Origin of the sequence: Pectobacterium sp. PL64, from assembly GCF_022477975.1 — a bacterium.
GTDB classification, from domain to species: domain Bacteria; phylum Pseudomonadota; class Gammaproteobacteria; order Enterobacterales; family Enterobacteriaceae; genus Pectobacterium; species Pectobacterium jejuense.
Map to the genome: position 1 here is coordinate 4639243 of NZ_CP092070.1, position 22529 is coordinate 4661771.

Annotated in this window: 16 protein-coding genes and 1 pseudogene; 10 read left to right on the top strand and 7 right to left on the bottom strand. The window is 53.0% G+C overall.

The genetic code is table 11. The features are described from left to right. Window positions 1-34 precede the first annotated feature (34 nt). The 4 genes from ftsY to rpoH all read left to right on the top strand — a co-directional run bounded on the left by ftsY (window position 35) and on the right by rpoH (window position 4377). Complete coding sequence (gene ftsY, locus HP572_RS20870) at window positions 35-1528, top strand: signal recognition particle-docking protein FtsY (protein ID WP_240584229.1); 1494 nt, start codon at window positions 35-37, stop codon at window positions 1526-1528. A 5-nt stretch (window positions 1529-1533) separates the two neighbouring features. Further along, window positions 1534-2205, top strand: coding sequence for a cell division ATP-binding protein FtsE (gene ftsE / locus HP572_RS20875; protein ID WP_039281573.1), 672 nt, complete (start codon window positions 1534-1536; stop codon window positions 2203-2205). Further along, entirely contained in the window at window positions 2195-3163 is a 969-nt protein-coding gene (gene ftsX / locus HP572_RS20880; protein WP_039281575.1) for a permease-like cell division protein FtsX, read from the top strand. Before ftsE ends, ftsX begins: the two co-directional genes overlap by 11 nt. 356 nt (window positions 3164-3519) lie before the next feature. Beyond that, window positions 3520-4377, top strand: coding sequence for an RNA polymerase sigma factor RpoH (gene rpoH, locus HP572_RS20885; RefSeq protein WP_039275909.1), 858 nt, complete (start codon window positions 3520-3522; stop codon window positions 4375-4377). Between the two features lie 83 nt (window positions 4378-4460). On the opposite strand, the gene panM is transcribed toward rpoH, so the two are convergent. Further along, window positions 4461-4907 (bottom strand): aspartate 1-decarboxylase autocleavage activator PanM, encoded by a 447-nt coding sequence (gene panM / locus HP572_RS20890; protein ID WP_039498235.1) that lies wholly within the window; start codon window positions 4905-4907, stop codon window positions 4461-4463. Window positions 4908-5311: 404 nt separating this feature from the next. Between panM and HP572_RS20895 the strand changes: the two genes are divergently transcribed. The 6 genes and pseudogenes from HP572_RS20895 (at window position 5312) to HP572_RS20920 (ending at window position 11574) form a co-directional block, all read left to right on the top strand. After that, window positions 5312-6424, top strand: a complete 1113-nt coding sequence (locus tag HP572_RS20895; RefSeq protein ID WP_240584230.1) for a branched-chain amino acid ABC transporter substrate-binding protein — start codon at window positions 5312-5314, stop codon at window positions 6422-6424. Window positions 6425-6582: 158 nt separating this feature from the next. Next, window positions 6583-7509 (top strand): high-affinity branched-chain amino acid ABC transporter permease LivH, encoded by a 927-nt coding sequence (livH, locus tag HP572_RS20900; protein ID WP_010306541.1) that lies wholly within the window; start codon window positions 6583-6585, stop codon window positions 7507-7509. Further along, on the top strand, window positions 7506-8780 hold the full coding sequence (locus HP572_RS20905; protein WP_240584231.1) for a high-affinity branched-chain amino acid ABC transporter permease LivM: 1275 nt from the start codon (window positions 7506-7508) through the stop codon (window positions 8778-8780). Before livH ends, HP572_RS20905 begins: the two co-directional genes overlap by 4 nt. Beyond that, window positions 8777-9548: pseudogene (gene livG / locus HP572_RS20910) on the top strand (high-affinity branched-chain amino acid ABC transporter ATP-binding protein LivG). Before HP572_RS20905 ends, livG begins: the two are co-directional and overlap by 4 nt. A 5-nt stretch (window positions 9549-9553) precedes the next feature. Beyond that, entirely contained in the window at window positions 9554-10255 is a 702-nt protein-coding gene (livF, locus tag HP572_RS20915) for a high-affinity branched-chain amino acid ABC transporter ATP-binding protein LivF (RefSeq protein WP_240584232.1), read from the top strand. 128 nt (window positions 10256-10383) lie between these two features. Beyond that, the gene (locus tag HP572_RS20920; RefSeq protein WP_240584233.1) at window positions 10384-11574 is read left to right on the top strand and encodes a PLP-dependent aminotransferase family protein; all 1191 of its coding nucleotides are present in this window, start codon (window positions 10384-10386) and stop codon (window positions 11572-11574) included. A gap of 90 nt (window positions 11575-11664) precedes the next feature. Here the strand turns inward: HP572_RS20920 and HP572_RS20925 are convergent, their stop codons facing one another. The 6 genes from HP572_RS20925 to otnI all read right to left on the bottom strand — a co-directional run bounded on the left by HP572_RS20925 (window position 11665) and on the right by otnI (window position 22522). Next, window positions 11665-13311 (bottom strand): methyl-accepting chemotaxis protein, encoded by a 1647-nt coding sequence (locus tag HP572_RS20925; RefSeq protein ID WP_240584234.1) that lies wholly within the window; start codon window positions 13309-13311, stop codon window positions 11665-11667. Between the two features lie 590 nt (window positions 13312-13901). Continuing rightward, on the bottom strand, window positions 13902-15572 hold the full coding sequence (locus tag HP572_RS20930) for a methyl-accepting chemotaxis protein (RefSeq protein ID WP_240584235.1): 1671 nt from the start codon (window positions 15570-15572) through the stop codon (window positions 13902-13904). 678 nt (window positions 15573-16250) lie between these two features. After that, window positions 16251-17921, bottom strand: a complete 1671-nt coding sequence (locus HP572_RS20935) for a methyl-accepting chemotaxis protein (RefSeq protein ID WP_240584236.1) — start codon at window positions 17919-17921, stop codon at window positions 16251-16253. Window positions 17922-18199: 278 nt separating this feature from the next. Beyond that, window positions 18200-19879: a methyl-accepting chemotaxis protein gene (locus HP572_RS20940; protein WP_240584237.1), complete on the bottom strand. Its 1680-nt coding sequence runs from the start codon at window positions 19877-19879 to the stop codon at window positions 18200-18202. 311 nt (window positions 19880-20190) lie between these two features. After that, on the bottom strand, window positions 20191-21549 hold the full coding sequence (locus tag HP572_RS20945; RefSeq protein ID WP_039275920.1) for a GntP family transporter: 1359 nt from the start codon (window positions 21547-21549) through the stop codon (window positions 20191-20193). A gap of 184 nt (window positions 21550-21733) precedes the next feature. Next, entirely contained in the window at window positions 21734-22522 is a 789-nt protein-coding gene (gene otnI / locus HP572_RS20950) for a 2-oxo-tetronate isomerase (protein ID WP_240584238.1), read from the bottom strand. Window positions 22523-22529: the final 7 nt, after the last annotated feature.

Genomic DNA, 22529 nt, shown 5'->3' on the forward strand with positions numbered 1-22529 from the left:
TCGCTGCGGTGAGCAGCGTGGAGCGCGATCGCACATGTCAAAAGAAAAGAAGCGCGGTTTTTTTTCCTGGCTGGGATTAGGGAAACAGGAAGAGAAACAACAGGAACAGCCGCAAGAGCAGCCTGTTTTTCAAGAGAAGCCGACTGTTCAAGAGAAGATTGTTGTTGAAGAACAGCCGTCAGCGGCGGAGTCGGATGCTGCTGCATCGGCTCAACAGAGCGTTGAGCACGCCCCGGAGCAGGTAGAGAAACCGCTGCCGGAAGCGCCTGTCGTTGAAGAAGAGACCAAGGTTGAAGCGGAAGCGCTGATCCAACCTGCCGCCGAGCGTGACGTTACCGCAGCGGCTGACGAACCGACCGTCGCTGTGCCTGAACCAGCCGTATCAGCCCCTATTATTTCTGAAGCAGACGATCGTGACGCGATCGATCATGACGTTCTCGATCGGGATGTCGTCGATCCGATCGTACAGACTGAGATCGCCGAAAGCGCGACGGTGGCTCATGCTGAGCCGGACGTTGCGCAGCAGGAAGAGCAAGAATACGAAGAACCAGAACCCGCGCAGCCAGATGATGCGCCTGTCGTGGCGCAAGAGCAGGAACGTCCGACGAAAGAAGGTTTCTTTGCTCGCTTGAAACGCAGTCTGGTAAAAACGCGCCAGAACCTCGGTTCAGGATTTATCGGATTGTTTCGCGGTAAGAAAATCGACGACGATCTGTTTGATGAACTGGAAGAACAACTGCTGGTTGCGGATGTTGGGGTCGAGACGACCCGCAAAATCATCACCAGCCTGACAGAGCACGCCAGCCGCCGCCAGTTGAAAGATGCTGATACGCTTTTTGTGAAGCTGAAAGAAGAAATGGCGGAGATTCTTGCTAAGGTGGACGCCCCGCTGAATATCGAAGGCAAAACGCCGTATGTCATTCTGATGGTTGGCGTTAATGGCGTGGGTAAAACCACCACCATCGGGAAAATGGCACGTCAGTTCCAGGCGCAGGGCAAATCCGTGATGCTGGCGGCGGGGGATACCTTCCGTGCGGCGGCGGTCGAGCAGCTTCAGGTCTGGGGACAGCGCAATAATGTGGCAGTGGTGGCGCAACATACGGGTGCGGATTCGGCATCGGTGATTTTCGATGCGATTCAGGCTGCGAAAGCGCGCGGCGTTGATGTCCTGATCGCGGATACCGCCGGTCGCTTGCAGAACAAAGCGCACCTGATGGAAGAGCTGAAAAAGATTGTGCGCGTGATGAAGAAGCTGGACGAAGACGCGCCGCATGAAGTGATGCTGACGCTGGATGCGAGCACCGGGCAGAACGCGGTGAGTCAGGCCAAACTGTTTAATGAAGCGGTTGGGCTGACGGGTATTACCTTAACTAAGCTGGATGGTACCGCGAAAGGCGGGGTGATTTTCGCCATTGCCGACCAGTTCGCTATTCCTATCCGCTATATTGGGGTAGGTGAAGGTATTGAAGATTTACGGCCATTCAAGGCCGACGATTTTATTGAGGCACTTTTTGCCCGAGAGGATTAAAACGGATGATTCGTTTTGAACAGGTCAGTAAAGCTTACCTCGGTGGGCGTCAGGCATTACAAGGGGTGGATTTCCATCTGCGCCCCGCGGAAATGGCGTTCCTGACCGGCCATTCCGGCGCAGGGAAAAGTACCCTGCTGAAACTGATTTGTGGCATTGAACGTCCCAGCGCGGGTCAGATTTTCTTCGGCGGCCACAATATCAGCCGTCTGAAAAAACGCGAAGTTCCGTTCCTGCGCCGCCAGATCGGCATGATCTTTCAGGATCACCATCTGCTGATGGAACGTACGGTCTATGACAACGTTGCGATGCCGCTCATCATTGCGGGTGCCAGCAGTGAGGATATCCGTCGTCGGGTATCCGCCGCGCTGGACAAGGTTGGCCTGCTGGATAAAGCGAAAAACTACCCTATCCAGCTGTCCGGCGGTGAGCAGCAGCGCGTTGGCATTGCGCGCGCGGTGGTGAACAAACCCGCCGTATTGCTGGCGGATGAGCCGACTGGCAACCTCGACGAAGCGCTGTCAGAAGGCATTTTGCGCCTGTTTGAAGAATTCAATCGCGTTGGCGTTACCGTCCTGATGGCGACGCATGACACTGGGCTGATCGCCCGCCGTAATTACCGTGTGCTGACGCTGTCGGATGGCCGCATGGTGGGGGGAAACCACAATGGCGAATAACGTCCGTAACGCGAAAAAGCCTGTCGCAAAAGCCAAAGCGCTGCGCGGCGGCTGGCAGGAACAGTGGCGCTATGCCTGGATGAATACGCTGGCTGATATGCTGCGCCAGCCGCTGGCTACCTTTCTGACCATCATGGTCATTGCTATTTCGTTGGCGTTGCCCAGCATCTGCTATCTGGTATGGAAAAACGTCAGTCAGGCAGCGACACAGTGGTATCCCTCGCCGCAGCTGACGGTGTATCTGGATAAATCGCTGGATGACAACGCGGCGCAGGCGGTTATCACGCAGCTTCAATCGGAAGAGGGCGTCGATAAAGTCAATTACCTGTCGCGCAATGAAGCAATGGGCGAATTCCGTAACTGGTCCGGTTTTGGCGGCGCGCTCGATATGCTGGAAGAGAACCCGCTGCCAGCCGTAGCGATTATCACGCCGAAAATGAGTTTTCAGGATTCCACCACGCTGACGACGCTGCGCGACCGAGTGGCGGCGACGCAGGGCGTGGATGAAGTACGGATGGATGACAGCTGGTTTGCGCGGCTGGTGGCATTGACCAATCTGGTTGGGCAAATTTCCGTGACGATTGGTGTCCTGATGGTGGTTGCCGTCTTTTTGGTGATCGGCAACAGCGTGCGCCTGAGTATTTTCAGCCGCCGCGAAACCATCAACGTGATGAAGCTGATTGGGGCGACAGACGGCTTTATTCTGCGTCCGTTCCTGAATGGCGGGGCGGCAATGGGCGTAGGCGGCGCGGTGCTGTCGCTGATTTTATCGCAGGCGCTGGTCTGGAAGCTGGGTGCCGTGGTGGCGCAGGTGGCTTCCGTCTTCGGTACGACCTTTGCCGTTAAAGGATTGAGCTGGGATGAATCCCTGCTGCTGCTGTTAATCGCCGGTATGATTGGCTGGTTGGCCGCCTGGCTGGCAACCGTGCAACATTTACGCCGTTTTACACCACAGTAAGCATTTTCTGGTATAATTATCCCCTGTAATTCAGACCGTATTGCAGGGGAAATCTCCTCAGCGACATCTCTTCTTTGCGCTTCCCGCTGTGTTTTCCCCCTTGGTTTCTCGTGTGCTAGTAACGCGCTTTTCCCCTGCTTGATCTCTGGCATGAGGTGAATAAAATGAGAGGAACTTGCGAGCGGAATCACAGTCTGAATAGACAGATTTTAGGATTTGATTAATCTGGTTTTAAGGTTTTTCTTAAAATAAGCTTTAAGGTGCCGTGTTTTGCCATCTTCGCGCAAAACGATGCGGTGAAGCAGTGCTAAGATAACCAACTGCAATATGACGAATAGAGCAACTGAGAGGGTTGAATGACCAAAGATATGCAAACTTTCACCTTAGTTCCCCAGGGCAGTCTGGAAGGGTATATTCGTGCCGCCAATGCCTATCCGATGCTGACGGCGGAGGAAGAGCGGGCGCTGGCTGAACGGCTGCATTATCAGGGCGATCTGGATGCGGCTAAGCACCTGATTCTGTCACACCTGCGTTTTGTTATTCATGTTGCCCGTAACTATTCCGGCTACGGCCTGCCGCAGGCGGACCTGATTCAGGAAGGGAACATCGGCCTGATGAAAGCGGTACGCCGCTTTAACCCTGAAGTTGGCGTGCGTCTGGTTTCTTTCGCCGTGCATTGGATCAAAGCCGAAATTCATGAATACGTGCTGCGTAACTGGCGTATCGTGAAAGTCGCGACCACTAAAGCACAGCGTAAGCTGTTTTTTAACCTGCGTAAGTCGAAAACGCGCCTCGGCTGGTTTAATCAGGATGAAGTCGAACTGGTTGCGCGTGAGCTTGGCGTGACGAGCAAAGACGTGCGTGAGATGGAATCCCGCATGGCGGCGCAGGACATGACGTTCGATCCGACGCCGGAAGAAGATTCGCACGACGGCAAGGCGATGTCGCCGATGCTTTACCTACAGGATAAATCGTCTGACTTTGCCGATGGCATTGAAGAAGATAACTGGGAAACGCATGCGGCCGATAAGCTCACCTACGCGCTGGAAGGGCTGGACGAACGCAGCCAGCACATTATTCGTGCCCGCTGGTTGGATGATGACAACAAATCCACCTTGCAGGAGCTAGCCGATCAATACGGCGTTTCTGCAGAGCGTGTGCGTCAGTTAGAAAAGAATGCGATGAAAAAACTGCGAGCGGCGATAGAAGCCTAATCGCTCTCATCGTCTCTTTCTGTAGCGACCGGGTAATGCCCGGTCGTTTTGTTTTTGTCTGATGTCAGGCCGCAGAGCGTGAGCTATGGCTTCTCTGGGTTGAGTTGGTCAAGAATCAACGGCGTTTCTTTTCTACGAATATAGCGCCAGCCGCCGGACACGGGTGAGAAGCCGCAGGACACCATAAACCGCGCCAGCACTTCCTCTTTGATCGCAGCATGATCGGCCGTGGCCAGCCACCACTCTTTCACCTCAGGAAGCTGACGACGCGCTTCATCAATCAAGAGTTTCCCTACGCCCCGCCGCCGCGTGACTTCCCGCACCATCAGATCGCTCAGTTCCGCATATTCTCCTTCAAGCTCGACCAGCATGCCGCCTAATAACCGATCGTTAAAACGGGCGGCAAATAATCGCCGATCGGGGGTGAGTTCTTCTTCGAGTAAATCAATGTTCTGATGTGGCCAGATTTTTGCCAGATCAATTTTATCCTGAGGGCTGAATTGGGTGAGGCATTCAACGGCTAGTTTCATTTTTATCGGCACTCCATCATATGAGTGAAGAATAATGTAGTTGTTTTGTAGTGGATCAGTTGTGTAATTTGAGCGTTATGGTTAATAGGGCAAATGTTTTTCTCATTCTTTGTTTTTCGAGTAATCCATCAACAATTAATGCACAAAGTAGAATATCTGACTATATATAAATTGAATGCTGGTTTTTGCATCTGGCGTTTTGTGCTGTTTGCCCCGCTTGTTTCTGACAGTGTGAGTTGATTTGCAGCATAAAATTCCTGTTTAATAATATGAAAAATAAAGCCTTATTAGAAAATATTACTAATAATAACCTAAGCCTTTCTTACTTATAAGAAAATAGTAGGTTATGGCAGAAGGCGGTCAGGTTTTCGGCAATATCCATAATGACAGATGGGGTAAAAAGAATGAAATTCAGTAAAGGTAAAGTATTGCTGATGGGTTGTATGGCTGCGGCGTTGAGTCACGCAGTCAGCGCTGCCGATATTAAGGTTGCGGTTGTAGGTGCAATGTCTGGCCCAGTTGCACAGTATGGCGATATGGAGTTCATTGGCGCGCGTCAGGCTATTGAAGACATTAACGCAAAAGGCGGCGTAAACGGTAACAAACTGGTTGGCGTTGAATATGATGACGCGTGTGACCCTAAGCAGGCGGTTGCCGTCGCGAACAAAGTCATCAATGACGGTATCCGTTATGTGATTGGCCATCTGTGTTCCTCCTCAACGCAGCCTGCGTCTGATATCTATGAAGAAGAAGGCGTGATCATGATTACGCCTGCGGCAACCAACGCCGACTTGACCACGCGCGGCTACAAAATGGTGCTGCGCACGACGGGGCTGGATTCCGATCAGGGACCAACCTCAGCAAAATACATTGTCGAAACCATCAAACCGCAGCGTATCGCCGTGGTTCATGACAAACAGCAATATGGTGAAGGCCTGGCCCGCTCTGTTCAGGATAGCCTGAAAAAAGCCGGTGCGAATGTTGTGCTGTTTGAAGGTGTGACGGCGGGTGATAAAGATTTCTCCACGCTGGTTGCGCGTCTGAAGAAAGAGAACGTCGATTTCGTCTATTTCGGCGGCTACTACCCAGAAATGGGGCAGATTCTGCGTCAGGCGCGTCAGGCTGGCATGACCACCAAATTCATGGGCCCAGAAGGCGTGGGTAACTCATCGCTGTCCAACATCGCAGGCGATGCATCTGAAGGCATGCTGGTGACGCTGCCGAAGCGTTACGATCAGGTTCCTGCTAACCAACCGATTGTCGATGCGCTGAAAGCCAAGAAACTGGATCCAACCGGTCCGTTCGTCTGGACGACCTACGCTGCGCTGCAATCGCTGACCACCGCGATGGCACGTACCGGTAGCAATGAACCAGAAAAACTGGTCGCGGATCTGAAAGCGAACTCCGTGGATACCGTAATGGGACCATTAAGCTGGGATGCAAAAGGCGACCTGAAAGGGTTTGAATTTGGCGTATTTGAGTGGCACAAAGACGGTACTTCCAGCGCAGTGAAATAATCATCATGCCCAGAGGCGGGGAACGGTTGAAGACGCCGTTGTCTGCCTCTTCGGCGTGGAGAGCATTCTCCGCCCGCTGAGTGTGTACCAATAATAATCCCTCAATACCGAAGCCCCCGTTGCCGCAAGGCGCGGGGGCAGCATTTAAGGTTTAAGGTATGTCCGAGCAGTTCCTTTACTTTTTTCAGCAGATGTTCAACGGCCTGACGTTGGGCAGCACCTATGCGCTGATCGCCATTGGCTACACCATGGTTTACGGCATTATCGGCATGATTAACTTCGCACACGGCGAAGTGTATATGATCGGTAGCTACGTCTCCTTTATTGTGATTGCGGCCCTGATGATGATGGGCATCGATGCTGGCTGGCTCCTGATTGGTGTCGCCTTCATTGCCGCCGTAGTCATTTCCAGCGCCTACGGCTGGAGTATCGAACGGGTGGCCTACCGACCGGTTCGAACGTCAAAGCGTCTGATTGCACTGATTTCTGCCATCGGGATGTCAATTTTCCTGCAAAACTACGTCAGTCTGAATCAGGGCTCGCGTGATGTTGCACTGCCGAGTCTTGTGACCGGCCAGTGGGTGCTGGGCGAAAGCAATGGCTTTGCCGCGACAATTAGCACCATGCAGCTGACCATCTGGATCGTAACGTTCCTCGCCATGCTGGCGCTGACGCTATTTATTCGCTACTCCCGTATGGGGCGCGCCTGTCGTGCCTGTGCGGAAGACCTGAAAATGGCTAGCCTGCTGGGTATCAGCACCGATCGCGTGATCTCCCTGACCTTCGTCATTGGTGCGCTCATGGCTGCGGTTGCTGGCGTGCTGCTGGGGCAATTCTACGGCGTCATCAACCCCTATATCGGCTTTATGGCTGGGATGAAAGCCTTTACGGCGGCGGTTCTGGGCGGCATCGGCAGTATTCCTGGCGCGATGATCGGTGGACTGATTCTGGGCGTAGCCGAAGCGCTGACGTCCGCTTACCTGAGCACGGAATACAAAGATGCGGTGTCGTTTGCGCTGCTGATTGTGGTGCTGCTGGTGATGCCAACCGGTATTCTGGGCCGCCCGGAGGTTGAGAAAGTATGAAGCAGCTCAACCTGTTTAATGCGCTGGTTTCCGCGTTCATGCTGCTGGTGCTGGCCTCGTTCTTAATGGGCCTGCAACTGGCACTGGATGGCACCAAATTGGTGGTGCGCGGTGCCGATGAAGTGCGCTGGTATTGGATTGGCGCGGGCTGCATCGTGGTGTTCTTCTTCCAGTTGATTCGCCCGTTCTTCCAACAAAGCATCAAGAAATTCTCTGCACCGTCGCTGGTGCTGCCGAGCTTTGATGGCAGTACGCCACGGCAGAAGATATTAGCAGCGGCATTGATTATCGCCGCTATCGCCTGGCCGTTTCTGGTGTCACGCGGTACGGTGGATATCGCCACGCTCACGCTGATTTACGTGATGCTGGGTCTGGGCTTGAACGTTGTGGTTGGTCTGTCTGGCCTGCTGGTATTGGGCTACGGCGGGTTTTACGCCATTGGCGCGTATACCTATGCGTTGCTGAACCACTACTACGGATTGGGTTTCTGGGAAAGTCTGCCGCTGGCAGGCATGGTGGCGGCGCTGTCCGGCTTCCTGCTGGGATTCCCGGTGCTGCGTTTGCGCGGCGACTATCTGGCGATTGTGACGCTCGGGTTTGGTGAAATAGTCCGTATCCTGCTGCTGAACAACACTGAAATTACCGGTGGCCCGAACGGTATCAGTCAGATCCCTAAACCGACCTTCTTTGGTCTGGAATTTGGCCGCAGCGCGCGCGACGGCGGTTGGGATACGTTCCACAACTTCTTCGGTCTGCAATATGACCCGAGCGACCGTATTATCTTCCTGTATCTGGTCGCGCTGCTGCTGGTGGTGTTGACCCTGTTTGTGATTAACCGTCTGCTGCGGATGCCGTTAGGACGTGCCTGGGAAGCGCTGCGCGATGATGAAATCGCCTGCCGTTCTCTGGGGCTGAGCCCAACACGCATCAAGCTGACCGCGTTTACCATCAGCGCCGCGTTCGCGGGTTTTGCCGGTACGCTGTTTGCCGCGCGTCAGGGCTTCGTTAGCCCAGAATCGTTCACGTTCGCTGAATCTGCCTTTGTGCTGGCCATCGTCGTGCTGGGCGGAATGGGCTCGCAGTTTGCGGTCATTCTCGCTGCAATCTTGCTGGTCGTGTCCCGCGAGCTGATGCGCGATCTGAATGAATACAGCATGCTGCTGCTGGGTGCGTTGATGGTTCTGATGATGATTTGGCGTCCGCAAGGCCTGCTACCGATGAAGCGTCCTGAGATGAAGTTGAAAGTCGCGAAGAAGGAAGAGCAAGCATGAGCACGCAGCCACTATTATCAGTCAGAGGTCTGATGATGCGTTTTGGCGGCCTGCTGGCGGTCAACAACGTTGAAATGGATATTCATGCGGGCGAAATCGTCTCGCTGATCGGCCCGAACGGGGCGGGGAAAACCACGGTCTTTAACTGCCTGACCGGTTTTTATCGCCCAAGCGGCGGCACCATCATGCTGCGCGATCGTCATCTGGAAGGATTACCCGGACAGGCCATTGCCCGCATGGGCGTGGTGCGCACATTCCAGCACGTTCGCCTGTTCCGTGAAATGACGGTGATCGAGAACCTGCTGGTGGCACAGCATCAGCACCTGAAAAGCGGTGTGTTTGCCGGGCTGTTGAAAACGCCAGGCTTTCGTCGTGCGGAAGCCGATGCGCAGGAGCGCGCCGCGGTGTGGCTGGAGCGTATTGGTTTGTTAGAGTTAGCGAACCGTCAGGCGGGGAATCTGGCTTACGGCCAGCAGCGCCGTCTGGAAATCGCCCGCTGCATGGTGACGCGCCCTGAGCTGCTGATGCTGGATGAGCCTGCGGCTGGTCTGAACCCGAAAGAAACTGACGAGTTAAATCGAGCTGATTGCGGAACTGCGCGATAGCCATCAGGTGTCCGTTTTGTTGATTGAACATGATATGAAGCTGGTCATGGGCATTTCTGACCGGATTTATGTTGTCAATCAGGGAACGCCGCTGGCACAAGGCACCCCAGCTGAAATTCGTAACAACCCGGATGTCATCCGTGCATATCTGGGTGAAGGATAACGTTTATGCTGTCATTACATCAGGTTTCGGCCCACTACGGAAAAATTCAGGCGCTGCATCAGGTAAGCCTGCATATTAATCAGGGCGAGATTGTTACGCTGATCGGCGCGAACGGTGCCGGTAAAACCACGCTGTTGGGTACGCTGTGCGGTGACCCGCGCGCGACGGAAGGTACCATCACGTTTGATGGCAAAGACATCACAAACTGGCAGACCGCGCAGATTATGCGTGAAGCTATCGCGATTGTGCCGGAAGGGCGTCGCGTCTTTTCCCGTATGACGGTAGAAGAAAATCTGGCGATGGGCGGGTTCTTTGCCGAGCGCGAGCAGTATCAGGAGCGCATTGCGCGCGTCTACGATCTGTTCCCGCGCTTGTACGAGCGACGCGCCCAGCGTTCCGGCACGATGTCCGGCGGTGAGCAGCAGATGCTGGCGATTGGTCGTGCGCTGATGAGCCAGCCGCGTTTACTGCTGCTGGACGAGCCGTCGCTGGGTCTGGCACCGATCATCATCCTGCAAATTTTCGACACGATCCAGCAACTGCGTGAAGAGGGCATGACCATCTTCCTGGTGGAGCAAAACGCCAATCAGGCGCTGAAACTGGCTGATCGGGGTTATGTGCTTGAAAACGGCCATGTCGTGTTGGAAGATACCGGAGCGGCATTGTTAGCTAATGAAGCGGTACGTTCGGCCTATCTGGGCGGATAATTTTAGAGCAGATCTACCCTAAATCATTCGAGCGGCGGAACGCCAACGCGTATGCCGCTTGAAGGGTGACAGGGGGAATCGTTATCGGGCCGGTTTACCGGCCTGTTTCGTAGAAGGGTTAAGAAGAGATGGCCATTGAAGGGTTGTTAGCGCACCGCATCGCTCAGTTAAAAAGTTCCGCCATCCGTGAACTGCTGAAACACAGCAAGATGGAAAATATTATCTCGCTGGCTGGCGGGATTCCGTCAGATGCATTATTTGATTTCGAAGGTTTAAGTCAGGCCACGCAGTTAGCGATTACTGAACAGCCGAAAACGGCCTTCCAGTATGGCTTAACTGAAGGCAGCGGCGTGCTCCGCGATCGTATTGCCGAGCTGTGCGCGGTACGCGGCGTAAAAACGCGCGGTGACGATATTGTCGTGACGGCTGGTTCGCAGCAGGCGCTGGATCTGATCATGCGCTCAATGGTCGATCCGGGCGACATGTTCGTCGTTGAACGCCCGACCTATCTGGCAGCGCTGCAAACGCTGGAGCTGGCGCAGGCGCAGGTGATGTCTGTGTCGTCCGATGCTGACGGCATGGTCGTCGACGAGCTGGAAGAGCTGCTGAAGAAACAGCGCATCAAAGGCGTTTATATCGTTCCGAACTTCGGTAACCCGAGCGGCGTGACGCTGAGCTATGAACGTCGCCTGAAATTGATTCAGCTGGCAGAGCGCTACGGTTTTGTCATTATCGAAGACGATCCCTATGGCGAGCTGCGCTTCACCGAAGAGCGCAATCCGACGCTGTTCCAACTGGCGCAGGAGCAACTGGGTAGCACGGAATACGTGCTGTATACCTCTACGTTCTCGAAGGTGCTGGCACCGGGATTACGTCTCGGTTGGGCGATTCTGCCGGATTGGTTGTTGCACAAAGTCGCGATTATCAAACAGGCCGCTGACCTGCATGCCAGCGCGCTGTCGCAGACCGTCGCGGAATGCTATCTGGGGCTGGGACGTCTGGATACGCAGATCGAGAAAATTCGCCACGCGTATAAGCACAAAGGCGAACTGCTGGCACAGCTAGTCGAGAAGGAACTGGGTGATGTAATCACCTTCAACCAGCCGAAGGGCGGGATGTTCCTGTGGGCGAAGTTCCGTCAGGACGATTTCAACACGACGGAATGGCTGAAGAAGACGCTGGAGCAGGGCGTGGTCTTCGTGCCGGGCGAGTTCTTCTTCCCAGACAACATCGATTATTCAACGCTGCGTCTGTCCTTTGCGACGGCAACGGATGAGCAAATGCATGAAGCGGTGGCACGTCTGCGTCGGGCGCTGTAATCGCCGATAACGGATTGCCCGTTAATGTGAAAAAACCGCTGATATCTCAGCGGTTTTTCTTTTTTAACGTCACGTTAATCAGTTGTGTGTTTAAAAGGTTTCCCAGTTTGTGTTACTCGAACTACCGGTCAGCGCCAGTTTGGGTCTGTACAGCTTCGCCACTGGTGGTGCGGCACGCTGTGGCTGGATACCGTCGATTTTGAACACGCTCATCAACTCAACCAGATGTTTGGCCTGTTGGCTCAGGCTGTCCGCGGCGGAAGCGGACTCTTCAACCAGCGCGGCGTTCTGTTGGGTGACCTGATCGAGCTGATTGACTGCATCGTTGACCTGAGAAACGCCCTGTTCCTGCTCGTGGGTGGTCAGGCCGATTTCGTTGATAAGATTGGCGACACGCTGTGACTGCTCCACGACTTCTTCTATGGTTACGCCGGCTTCATTAACTAACCGTTCGCCTGCTTCCACTTTGCCTACGCTAATGCCAATCAGATCCTTAATTTCACGTGCTGCGGAGGCGGAACGTTGCGCCAGTGAGCGAACTTCCCCGGCCACTACCGCGAACCCGCGTCCCTGTTCTCCAGCGCGGGCGGCTTCGACAGCAGCGTTGAGCGCCAGAATGTTGGTCTGGAAAGCAATGCCGTCAATCACGCCGATAATATCGCCGATTTTACGCGAACTGGCGGTGATTTCTTCCATTGTCCGCACGACGTTATTAACGACGTCCCCGCCTTTGCGGGCCGCCGCGCTGGCCGAGTTGGCAAGCTGAGCCGCGCTACGCACGGTGTCGGCGTTCTGTTTCACCGTGGTATTCATCTCTTCCATTGAGGCGGCGGTTTCCTGAAGATTCGCGGCCTGTTCTTCCGTGCGTTGGCTCAGATCGGTATTGCCGATGGCAATCTGGCTGGCACCCGTGGCGATAGACTCGCTGCTTTGATGAACTTGCCCGACGATATTGCTCAGGCTTTGGCGCATCTCTTCCATCGCCGCCAGAATGCTGGTGGTGTCTCCTGCACGTCGTTCAATGGCGATGGCAAGATTCCCCTGAGCGACCTGACGTGTAATTTCCAGCGTATAGGCTGGTTCTCCGCCAAGCTGACGCTTAATTTTCCGGGTGATCCACCAGGCAACAACCGCTCCCAGTAGCGAGGCGCACAGCGTGAGAATCAGCATTAAGGTACCGGCATTGAACGCGCTTTTCTCGGACTGGTTGGCGATATCTATCGTGAGGGATTTCTGCCTCTCAGCCATTTTATCCAGTGCGGTGAAGACGTTTGCCTGTGTAGCGCGTACCTCAGTCAGCAGAAAGTTGCGAAACGCGTCGTGCTGGTTGGCCATCGCCAGTTCAATGGCTTTTCTCATGTTGCTGACATAGGCGGGGAGGGCCTGTTCCAGTGCGGCAACCAGCGCTTTAGTCTCGTTGCTCACCGCGTTGTTACGTATTTGCGCTAGCAACTCGTTATTACGTGCGATGGATTTCTCAATTCGCTCCTTTTCCGTCTTCATCTGCTGTTGATCGTTTAGGAGTGCAATATTTCTGATGGCGCGTGCGGTGTCGTTAATGTTGTCTTTAAATTCCTGCATTAGCAGAAGATTGGTAATACGCACTTGTGACAGGATTTGAATGTTTCCCCCGAGTTTTTCTAACTGAGTGCGACCCAGTATGGCGACTAAAAACCCAATGACGATAATTAGCGTAAAACCCGTTCCTAACATTTTTCCCAAGCTTATATTCTTCATGATGTGCCTTTTTTAATTATTGAAACTTGACACTGCAGGTGTCGTTATTTTTAGGGGTGATGGTACAGATGCGATTCACCCCGCGAGTTTATGGCTTTCATCATTCCATTTATCCCATAGTGCACTTTCTCATGCGGGTGTGTTGGCGACGCTGATACTCCTGCCGCTGCGTTGGCGGAGGAATAAGGTCGTCACTTTCATGCACGTAGGGAATGCCTGTTGGGAATATTTACAGGCCAAAAGAATGACAAATAAAGTGTAGACAAGAATGTGACAGATTGATGGCAGAATAAACGTAACAAAAACCCCTGATTTATTAGTTAGTCAGGAAATTAATATTATTTTTGTATCGCGGTCAGAATAGATAATAAATATTAATGAATGGTGCTCTAACTAATAAGGATAAGATCTTTTTCTTATCGCCTATTAATTTGTAACTTTATATTTAAAATTGTGATATTTATTCATTGATGCGGTTTTTTTAACCTTATTATTTACTCTTATTCTCTGGATGCAATAAAAAAGCCGCTGGTGTTCAGCGGCTTTATTTTCTTCGTGAAGAGGCCTGAGAGCGATTGATAGTCGCTTCGTTAAAAGGTTTCCCAGTTATCGCGGCCTGTGCTGCCTGACTTGCCAGCCAGAGCTAGCCTCAGTGTCGTCGGCTGCTTCACCTTTGACGTCAGACGTGGCGCTGGCGTTTGAACGCCGCTGATTTTGAACACGCCCATTAATTCCAGCAGCGTTCTGGCCTGCTCACTCAGGCTGTCGGCGGCGGAGGCGGATTCTTCAACCAGCGCGGCGTTCTGTTGGGTCACCTGATCGAGCTGATTCACCGCATCATTCACCTGAGAAACGCCCTGTTCCTGTTCGTGCGTGGTCAGGCCGATCTCATTGAGCAGGTTGGCAACCTGCTGAGATTTTTCGACAATGTCTTTGATGGTGATGCCCGCGTCGTTAACCAGCTTCTCACCCATTTCCACGTTAGCCACGCTGACGCTAATCAGATCTTTGATTTCACGTGCGGCGGAAGCGGAACGCTGCGCCAGAGAGCGCACTTCACCGGCGACTACGGCGAAGCCACGGCCTTGTTCACCGGCTCTGGCGGCTTCAACGGCAGCATTGAGCGCCAGAATGTTGGTCTGGAAAGCAATGCTATCGATGACGCCGATAATATCGCCGATCTTACGCGAACTGGTGGTGATATCTTCCATGGTGCGCACCACGTTATTGACCGCATCGCCGCCTTTTTGCGCCGTTGTGCTGGCGGAATGGGCCAGCTCCGTTGCAGTACGCACGGTCGCAGCATTCTGCTTCACCGTGGTATTCATTTGTTCCATTGAGGCGGCGGTTTCCTGAAGATTCGCGGCCTGTTCTTCCGTGCGCTGGCTCAGATCGGTGTTGCCCATCGCGATCTGCGTCGCGCCCGTGGCGATAGATTCGCTGCTCTGGTGCACCTGACCGACCAGGTTGCTCAGGTTTTGACGCATATCTTCCATCGCGGCCAGCACGCTGGTGGTATCGCCGTCGCGCAGTTCAATCGCAACGGCCAGATTCCCTTGTGCAACCTGACGCGTGACTTCCAACGTGTAGGCAGGCTCTCCCCCGAGCTGACGCTTAATAGTTCGAGTAATCCACCATGAGATCATTGCCCCCAGTACGACAGAAAGCAGGGCGATAATCACCATCAGCGTACCGGCGCTGGTGGCATTCTTTAAAGACTGGTCGGCGATTTCCACCGTAAGCTTCTCTTGCCAGTTAACCATGTCATTCAGAGCCTGGAAGACGGCATCTTGCTTGACACGCACGTCGGTTAATAACAGATGTTGAGCCTCGCTGTTCTTGTTCGCCATTGCCAATGCGATGGCGTCTGTATAGCTACGGCTATAGGCCGGGCGCACGCGCTCCAGTACCGCGACCAGTTCCTGAGCATGTTTATCGACGGCGCTGTCGTGTATTTGCGAGAGTAACGCGTTATTGCGGGAGATCATCGCCTCAATACGCGCTTTCTCTTCCTGCATCTGCCGACTGTCTTCCAGCATCGTCAGGTTTCTGATGGCGAGGGCATTCGTGTTTATGTTGTCTTTAAACTCCTGCATTATCAGGAGATTGGTAATGCGGACCTGCGATAGCAGTTGGATGTTTTCCCCGAGTTTGTCGAGCTGGATACGGCCAAATATCGCCACCAGAAATCCGATAGCGATGACCAGGGTAAAGCTGGTCCCTAGCATTTTACCCAGGCTACTATTTTTGATGAGATTCATTGTGTCCCTTATTATATGTTAAGAACGAATATGGTTGGTGTCGGCGTGCTTTAAATGTGAAATAGGCGTTGCGCAAATGTATTTATTTTGCAAGTGCCATCACGTTGATACCCTAAAGACTCGTGTCGCAGAAAGATGAATAAACATGCGGCTTGAAGAATGACAGGTATATCCTTTCCCGTAATCGTTGCCTGTTTTCCTTGGCTAATAAACGTATCCTAAGTTTACTTTTTCCTGTCACGCTTTCCGGTAAACGGTCGTCGTGTCTGGTGCGGTGGAACATATACAAATAAGGGTAAATGATGGCGCAGGAGTATAAAAGGTGGCGGTAAAAGCCGCAATATCTCCATGGGTTAGAGAAAAAATAAACTGAGATCATGCTGTAATGCTAAATTGACAACAATGTTAATAAACGCTGTGGTTATGATTTTTTGCTTATTTATTCAACGCTAAAATGTGCTCGTTTTTTATTCATTATTTTTTTTCGAACGACATGATGTTTTTACACTCATATATTTGATGTTTTTATCATCGAAAATAGCCATTTCTCGTTTTATTGATTTTATTCCATCGTGCTTAATATAAAACGCATTGCTAATTTTCCTCTTTATTTATTGTTTTTCCTATTGAAAAAAACCGCCGATTGCTCAGCGGTTTTGGGGTTCTCTTGGCTGGCTGTTAAAAGGTTTCCCAGTTTTGCTTATCGCTTCCCGCGCTGCTTTTAGGATTGGCGAGAGAGAGCTTGGCGCTGGTAGGTCTTTTCAGCTGTGGTGCAATGCGCGGTGACGACCCGCCCTCTACGGTGAAGGTTTTCATCAGCTCGACCAGATGAGCCGCTTGATCGCTCAGGCTATCGGCAGCGGACGCGGATTGCTCAACGAGCGCGGCATTCTGCTGCGTCACCTTATCAAGCTGGTTAATTGCATCATGAATCTGCGACACGCCAGATTCTTGTTCCTGCGTGGTGACGCCAATTTCGTTAATCAGATCGGCAACGTGGCGCGCCTGACGCACCAGTTCTTCGATTGTCGTTCCCGCATCGCTGACCAGTCTGGAGCCTACCTCTACTTTCTCGACGCTGTGGCCAATCAGCTCTTTAATCTCTTTGGCTGCCGTTGCAGAACGCTGTGCCAGCGAGCGAACTTCGCCTGCTACCACCGCAAAGCCACGACCTTGCTCACCTGCGCGTGCGGCTTCTACCGCGGCGTTAAGCGCCAGAATGTTGGTCTGGAAGGCAATACCGTCGATGACGCTAATGATGTCGCCAATTTTGTGCGAGCTGTCGGTAATTTCTTTCATGGTGATCACGATATTGCTGACGGCTTCACCGCCTTTAGCCGCGGTATTGCTGGCGGCCTGCGCCAGTTGAGCGGCGTTGCGCACCGTCTCGGTGTTTTGACGCACGGTCTGGCTCATTTCTTCCGTGGAGGCGGCGGTTTGTTGCAGATTCGCCGCCTGCTCTTCCGTACGCTGGCTGAGGTCAGTGCTGCCGGCGGCAATCTGGCTGGCTCCGGTTGCGATAGATTCGCTGCTCTCACGCACTTGTTCAACAATGCTGCTTAAGCTTTTGCGCATGTTATTCATTGCGAACAGCAAGCTGGTATTGTCGCCTGACGCCAGATCGACCGGCATCGCGAGATTACCGTGTGCGATGTCCTGTGTGACCTGCGTGGCATAGGCGGGTTCGCCCCCAAGTTGCTTTTTGATGTGGCGGGTAATCAGCCAGGCGATGCCTGCACCGAACAATGAAGCGATGACGGCCAGAACCAGCAGTGAATTGCCATCATAGTAGGACTCTTCAATCGCGTTGGTTGCCGTTTGCGTGGTGTAGTCTTTCTGCAACTGAATCATGGAATTCAGATTGTTAAAAAGCTTGGTTTGTATGGGTTCAAGCTGGGTTTTAACCAATTCGATAGATTCAGCCTGCCTGTTGCTGAGTGACAGCGCGACGGCCTGGCGGCCCACGGTGGCAAATTCAGTACGATTTTGCTGAAGCTCACCCAGAATATTGCGGACCTCGGTTGCCCGTAAGTTTTCTTCCAACTGCGTGACGAGTTTCGTATTTTTGGCGCTCGTGGCTTCAATCAGTTTTTGATTGTCTTCCAGAACCTTTTGTTCGGTTGCGATAAGCATACGCAACGTGGCTTTGATCGTGACGTTAAGATTATCTTTCAGTTCTTGTAACACGATGAGGTTGGCAAGGTGGTGTTTGGCCAGCCTGTCAGTGGTATTACCGAGGCCAACCAGATGCATTCTGCCGAAAATGGCCACTAATAGGCCGATAACAATAACAATGGCAAAACCCGAACCGACCTGAGTACCCAGTTTCATTTTTCTTTTATTCTGCATGTTATCCTCATGACTTATTGACACTGTTTATTGTTATTAAGCGGATTTTCTTCTGCACGACGAGAGCAATGTACGACTGCGGTTTCTAAATCCTTCTGATGAATAACCGAGCAATCCACTCTAGGATATCGGCATGACTAGCGAAAACATTGATTTTAATTGTCGATATTGCCGCATGCGGATGAGGAAAAAACAGGAAACGCAGGGAATGGATGCTGCTGATGGTGAAGGGATGTGAAAGTAGGGTGGGGGATGCGCGATCCATCCCCCGCGTAGAATTAGAACTGCTCCCAGTTTTGGCTATCGCTTCCCGTGCTGCTTTTAGGATTGGCGAGAGAGAGCTTGGTGCTGTCAGGCCGTTTTAATGGCGGTGCAATACGCTGTGACGATCCGCCTTCAACGATGAACACTTTCATTAGCTCGACCAGACGGGCAGCCTGATCGCTCAGGCTATCGGCGGCGGAAGCGGATTGCTCAACGAGAGCGGCGTTCTGCTGCGTGACCTGATCAAGCTGGTTAACGGCATCATGAATCTGCGAGACACCGGACTCTTGTTCCTGCGTGGTGACGCCAATTTCGTTAAGCAGGCCGGCAACATTGTGTGCCTGGCGTACCAGTTCTTCAATCGTCGCACCGGCGCTGTTCACCATGACGGAACCGGCTTCGACTTTCTCGACGCTGTGGCCAATCAGCTCTTTGATTTCTTTGGCGGCGGTTGCGGAGCGTTGCGCCAGGGAACGCACTTCCCCTGCCACTACCGCAAAACCACGGCCTTGCTCGCCAGCGCGGGCGGCTTCTACAGCGGCGTTCAGTGCCAGAATGTTGGTCTGGAAGGCAATGCCGTCGATGACGCTAATGATGTCGCCAATTTTGTGCGAGCTGTCGGTGATTTCTTTCATGGTGACAACGATATTGTTGACGGCTTCGCCCCCTTTAGCGGCGGTATCGCTGGTGGCCTGCGCCAACTGCGTGGCATTACGCACCGTCTCGGTGTTTTGGCGCACGGTCTGGCTTATTTCTTCCATTGAGGCGGCGGTTTGTTGCAGGTTAGCTGCTTGTTCTTCGGTGCGCTGGCTGAGGTCGGTGCTGCCAGCGGCAATCTGGCTGGCACCGGTTGCGATCGACTCGCTGCTCTCACGCACCTGTTCAACAATCCTACTCAGGCTTTGGCGCATACCGTTCATGGCTGCCAGCACGCTGTGGTTGTCACCGGGGCGCAGATCGACGCTGACGGCCAGATTGCCCTGTGCAACCTCTTGCGCGATGTGTGCCGCGTAAGCGACTTCGCCACCCAGCAGATTTTTTATCGTGCGGGTGATTAGGATGGAGATAAAAATCCCGATGAAGACCGCGAACGCCGCGAACAGCAGCAGCGTATTGCCATCGTCCCTGGCTTTATGCATGGCGTTAGTCGTCGTTTCCATCGTCTGTTCTTTCTGTAACGCAGTCAGCCCGTCCAACGCCGCGAAAACCGCTGCCTGTGCAGGTGGCATCTCATTGACCATGACTAACGCGGCCTGTACTTTTTCTTCGGGCACCCCAGAGAGGCTTAATTGAATGGCTTTATTTACCGCGCTTAGGTAAACCGGGCGTGCCTGCGCGAGTTGTTCCAGCAAGGCTCTAGCCTCTGGTTCGGCAAGCTGTTTATAGACTTTCGCCAGGGCTTCGTTATTGCGGATAATTTGCTGATCGAACAGGCGTTTTTCTTCCTGGATACGCGCGCTGTCTTGTGAGAGCCCGATATTACGGACAACACGGGCGACAACCTCAAAACCGCTCTTGGTGTCTTGAATCAGAAGCAGGTTGGCCAGATTTTTTTCAGAGAGTGATTCAATATCTTTACCCAGATTGGCGAGATGGACGCGTCCCAGAATGGCAACCATCAGACCGATAATGATGACAGAGGCGAAACCTGCGCCCAGCATGGCGCCAAGTTTCATTTTTGATAGAAAATTCATAATGTTCCTTTATTATTTTTCATTGATTGATGCAGGCTTTGCCTTATAGATTGGGCATCCTTTACGATAGGTCAGGAATTGGGTGCACTTCTGATTACATAATGTGTGCGGTATGCCAATTTGCGAGAGTAGGCAGGAAAACGCGTTGTTTCTTACCCAAGCGATATTATAAAGGCAGAATAAAAACGGGTAGATGTGGAATATGGGAGTAAAAAGGGCGCATTTTTCAGCATAAAGGAGGTAGGTACATGCTGTATTCAGTTGATACCAATGGGGAAGTCGCAGCCTCCCCATGGTGAAATTTCACGCGATTACAGCACCAGCCACAGCGCCCAGGTGAAGAGGAATCCAGCCAGCCCGAGGATCGTCGTCAGCACCGTCCAGGTGCGCAGGCCGTCGGCGACAGACAGCCCCAGATATTTGGTGACAATCCAGAAACCGGAGTCATTGACGTGCGACAGGCCCAGTCCGCCAAAGCAGGCAGAGAGCGTCACCAGCACCAACTGCATCTGGTTCAGACCGCTGACGGCTTCACTCAGAAGGCCGCAGGTGGTGAGAATGGCGACGGTAGCCGAACCTTGCGAGGCACGCAGCGCCAGCGACAGAATAAATGCGGCAGGCACCAGCGGCAGGTGAATGCTGGTCAGCGTATCCGCCAGCGCTTTACCAATCCCCGATTCGACCAGCACTTTACCAAACACGCCACCGGCACCGGTCACCATAATAACCATTGCGGCGGCAGGCATGGCATCGCCCATCACTCCGCTGGCTTTCTCCAGCGACCAACCGCGACGCAGGGCAATCAGCCAGAACGCTAATCCCAGTGCAATCAGCAGCGCCACGGCGGGAGAACCGACCAGCGACATCACGTTACGCACCGGGTGTCCGGCAGGCAGAATGGTTGCAGACACGGTACCGAGCATAATGATGGCGATAGGAATTGCGATCAGCGCGGCGATCAGTCCAGCCGAAGGGGCAGACACGGGAGCCGTGTTCGGCGTCGAATCTTCCGGCTTTGCCATCTGTAATTGCTCTAACACTTCGACGGAAAGCGCGTACTTGCGGCGGTTCATGGCTTTGGCCGCCCAGTAGCTGATGATGCCGACAGGAATCGACACCAGCAGGCCAATGATGGTCAGCCAGCCGATATCTGCATTCAACAGGCCAGCGGCGGCAACCGGGCCGGGGTGGGGCGGCAGCGCGACGTGTACGGTCAGCATCACGCCCGCGACGGGCAAGCCGAATTTAATCGGGGAGACTTTAGCGACTTTCGCAAAGCCGTAAATAATTGGGGCAAGGATAATAAAGCCGACATCGAAAAAGACCGGAATACCCAGAATAAACGCGGCGATGGTTAACGCCGCTACCATTAATCCCGGTCCCATTAATTGGGCAAAGCGGTGCGCTAAGGATTCCGCGCCGCCGGACACTTCGATCATTCTACCCAGCATGGCGCCGAGGCCGATAATAATCGCCACCGATCCGAGGATACCTCCCATACCGGAGGTAATTACCTTCATCACCTCGCCAGTCGGAATACCTGTTGCCAGAGCGACGAGTAAACTGACAACCAGCAGGGCGACAAAGGGCTGAATTTTAAATTTAATGACCATCAGCAGCAGGAGTAATACCCCGGCGATAGCGATGCAGAGTAAAAGCGAGGTGGCCATGTTCTTATCCTCATTGACCCATTTTTCAATTCAGAGGCTGAAAAGGTATTGGGTTATTGTTTTATTTGAATAAAGGGATGCCTCGACTCCTGCCATATATACAGGAGTCTGACCTATTCTTTTTTATTTATTCGCGTCTAACGACTATGTCTCTGGTGTTGACATTATTTCCTGGATAAGTGAATTAGTGTTTTTTCTCCAGCCAAGTTTTAGCCCATCCCAACCCGTCTTCCGTTTTACCGCGTGGGTTATATTCACAGCCAACCCAGCCGGAATAATTTACGCGATCCAATTCAGCAAAGATGAACGGATAATTAATTTCTCCTTCATCGGGTTCATGTCGAGCAGGAACCGAAGCAATTTGAATATGTCCGATGCGGCCAGCCAAATCGTGAATAATTTGCGTCAGGTTGCCATCGACAATTTGTGCGTGGAAGAAATCCAGCTGGATATAAACGTTTGGGCGATCGATCAGATTGACTAATTCCAGCGCCTGATACTGACTGGCGAACAGATAATTCGGTTTCACCTTCGCACTCAGCGCCTCAATCATGATGTTGATGCCGTGTGGTGCAAATTTATCGGCGGCGTAGCGTAGGTTATCGATGAAAGTTTGCTGATAGGCGGCACGGTCTTCACCGGGCGGCACGACGCCCCCCATCACCAGCACCGAAGGACAGTTGAGCGCCAGTGCATATTCCAAGGCGTTATCGATATCCCGGCGGGCATCTTCAACACGGTCGGGCAGGGCAGAAACGCCCCATTCACCCGCCGCAATGTTGCCGGGCGCGGTATTGAACAACACCTGCTTCAGGCCATTTTCCCGCAGCTTTTCCGCCAGCAGCGGTGCGGGATATTCATAAGGAAACAGATACTCGACCGAGGTGAAACCCGCATCGGCAGCGGCTTTAAAACGATCGAGAAACGGCACGTCGGTAAACAGCATGGAAAGATTGGCAGCAAACTTAGGCATGGTTAAC

Bases quoted from the DNA above. Each gene is read 5' to 3' on its own strand.
- ftsY (WP_240584229.1), top strand. From the start codon at position 35: ATGTCAAAAGAAAAGAAGCGCGGTTTTTTTTCCTGGCTGGGATTAGGG.
- ftsE (WP_039281573.1), top strand. From the start codon at position 1,534: ATGATTCGTTTTGAACAGGTCAGTAAAGCTTACCTCGGTGGGCGTCAG.
- ftsX (WP_039281575.1), top strand. From the start codon at position 2,195: ATGGCGAATAACGTCCGTAACGCGAAAAAGCCTGTCGCAAAAGCCAAA.
- rpoH (WP_039275909.1), top strand. From the start codon at position 3,520: ATGACCAAAGATATGCAAACTTTCACCTTAGTTCCCCAGGGCAGTCTG.
- panM (WP_039498235.1), bottom strand. From the start codon at position 4,907: ATGAAACTAGCCGTTGAATGCCTCACCCAATTCAGCCCTCAGGATAAA.
- HP572_RS20895 (WP_240584230.1), top strand. From the start codon at position 5,312: ATGAAATTCAGTAAAGGTAAAGTATTGCTGATGGGTTGTATGGCTGCG.
- livH (WP_010306541.1), top strand. From the start codon at position 6,583: ATGTCCGAGCAGTTCCTTTACTTTTTTCAGCAGATGTTCAACGGCCTG.
- HP572_RS20905 (WP_240584231.1), top strand. From the start codon at position 7,506: ATGAAGCAGCTCAACCTGTTTAATGCGCTGGTTTCCGCGTTCATGCTG.
- livF (WP_240584232.1), top strand. From the start codon at position 9,554: ATGCTGTCATTACATCAGGTTTCGGCCCACTACGGAAAAATTCAGGCG.
- HP572_RS20920 (WP_240584233.1), top strand. From the start codon at position 10,384: ATGGCCATTGAAGGGTTGTTAGCGCACCGCATCGCTCAGTTAAAAAGT.
- HP572_RS20925 (WP_240584234.1), bottom strand. From the start codon at position 13,311: ATGAAGAATATAAGCTTGGGAAAAATGTTAGGAACGGGTTTTACGCTA.
- HP572_RS20930 (WP_240584235.1), bottom strand. From the start codon at position 15,572: ATGAATCTCATCAAAAATAGTAGCCTGGGTAAAATGCTAGGGACCAGC.
- HP572_RS20935 (WP_240584236.1), bottom strand. From the start codon at position 17,921: ATGCAGAATAAAAGAAAAATGAAACTGGGTACTCAGGTCGGTTCGGGT.
- HP572_RS20940 (WP_240584237.1), bottom strand. From the start codon at position 19,879: ATGAATTTTCTATCAAAAATGAAACTTGGCGCCATGCTGGGCGCAGGT.
- HP572_RS20945 (WP_039275920.1), bottom strand. From the start codon at position 21,549: ATGGCCACCTCGCTTTTACTCTGCATCGCTATCGCCGGGGTATTACTC.
- otnI (WP_240584238.1), bottom strand. From the start codon at position 22,522: ATGCCTAAGTTTGCTGCCAATCTTTCCATGCTGTTTACCGACGTGCCG.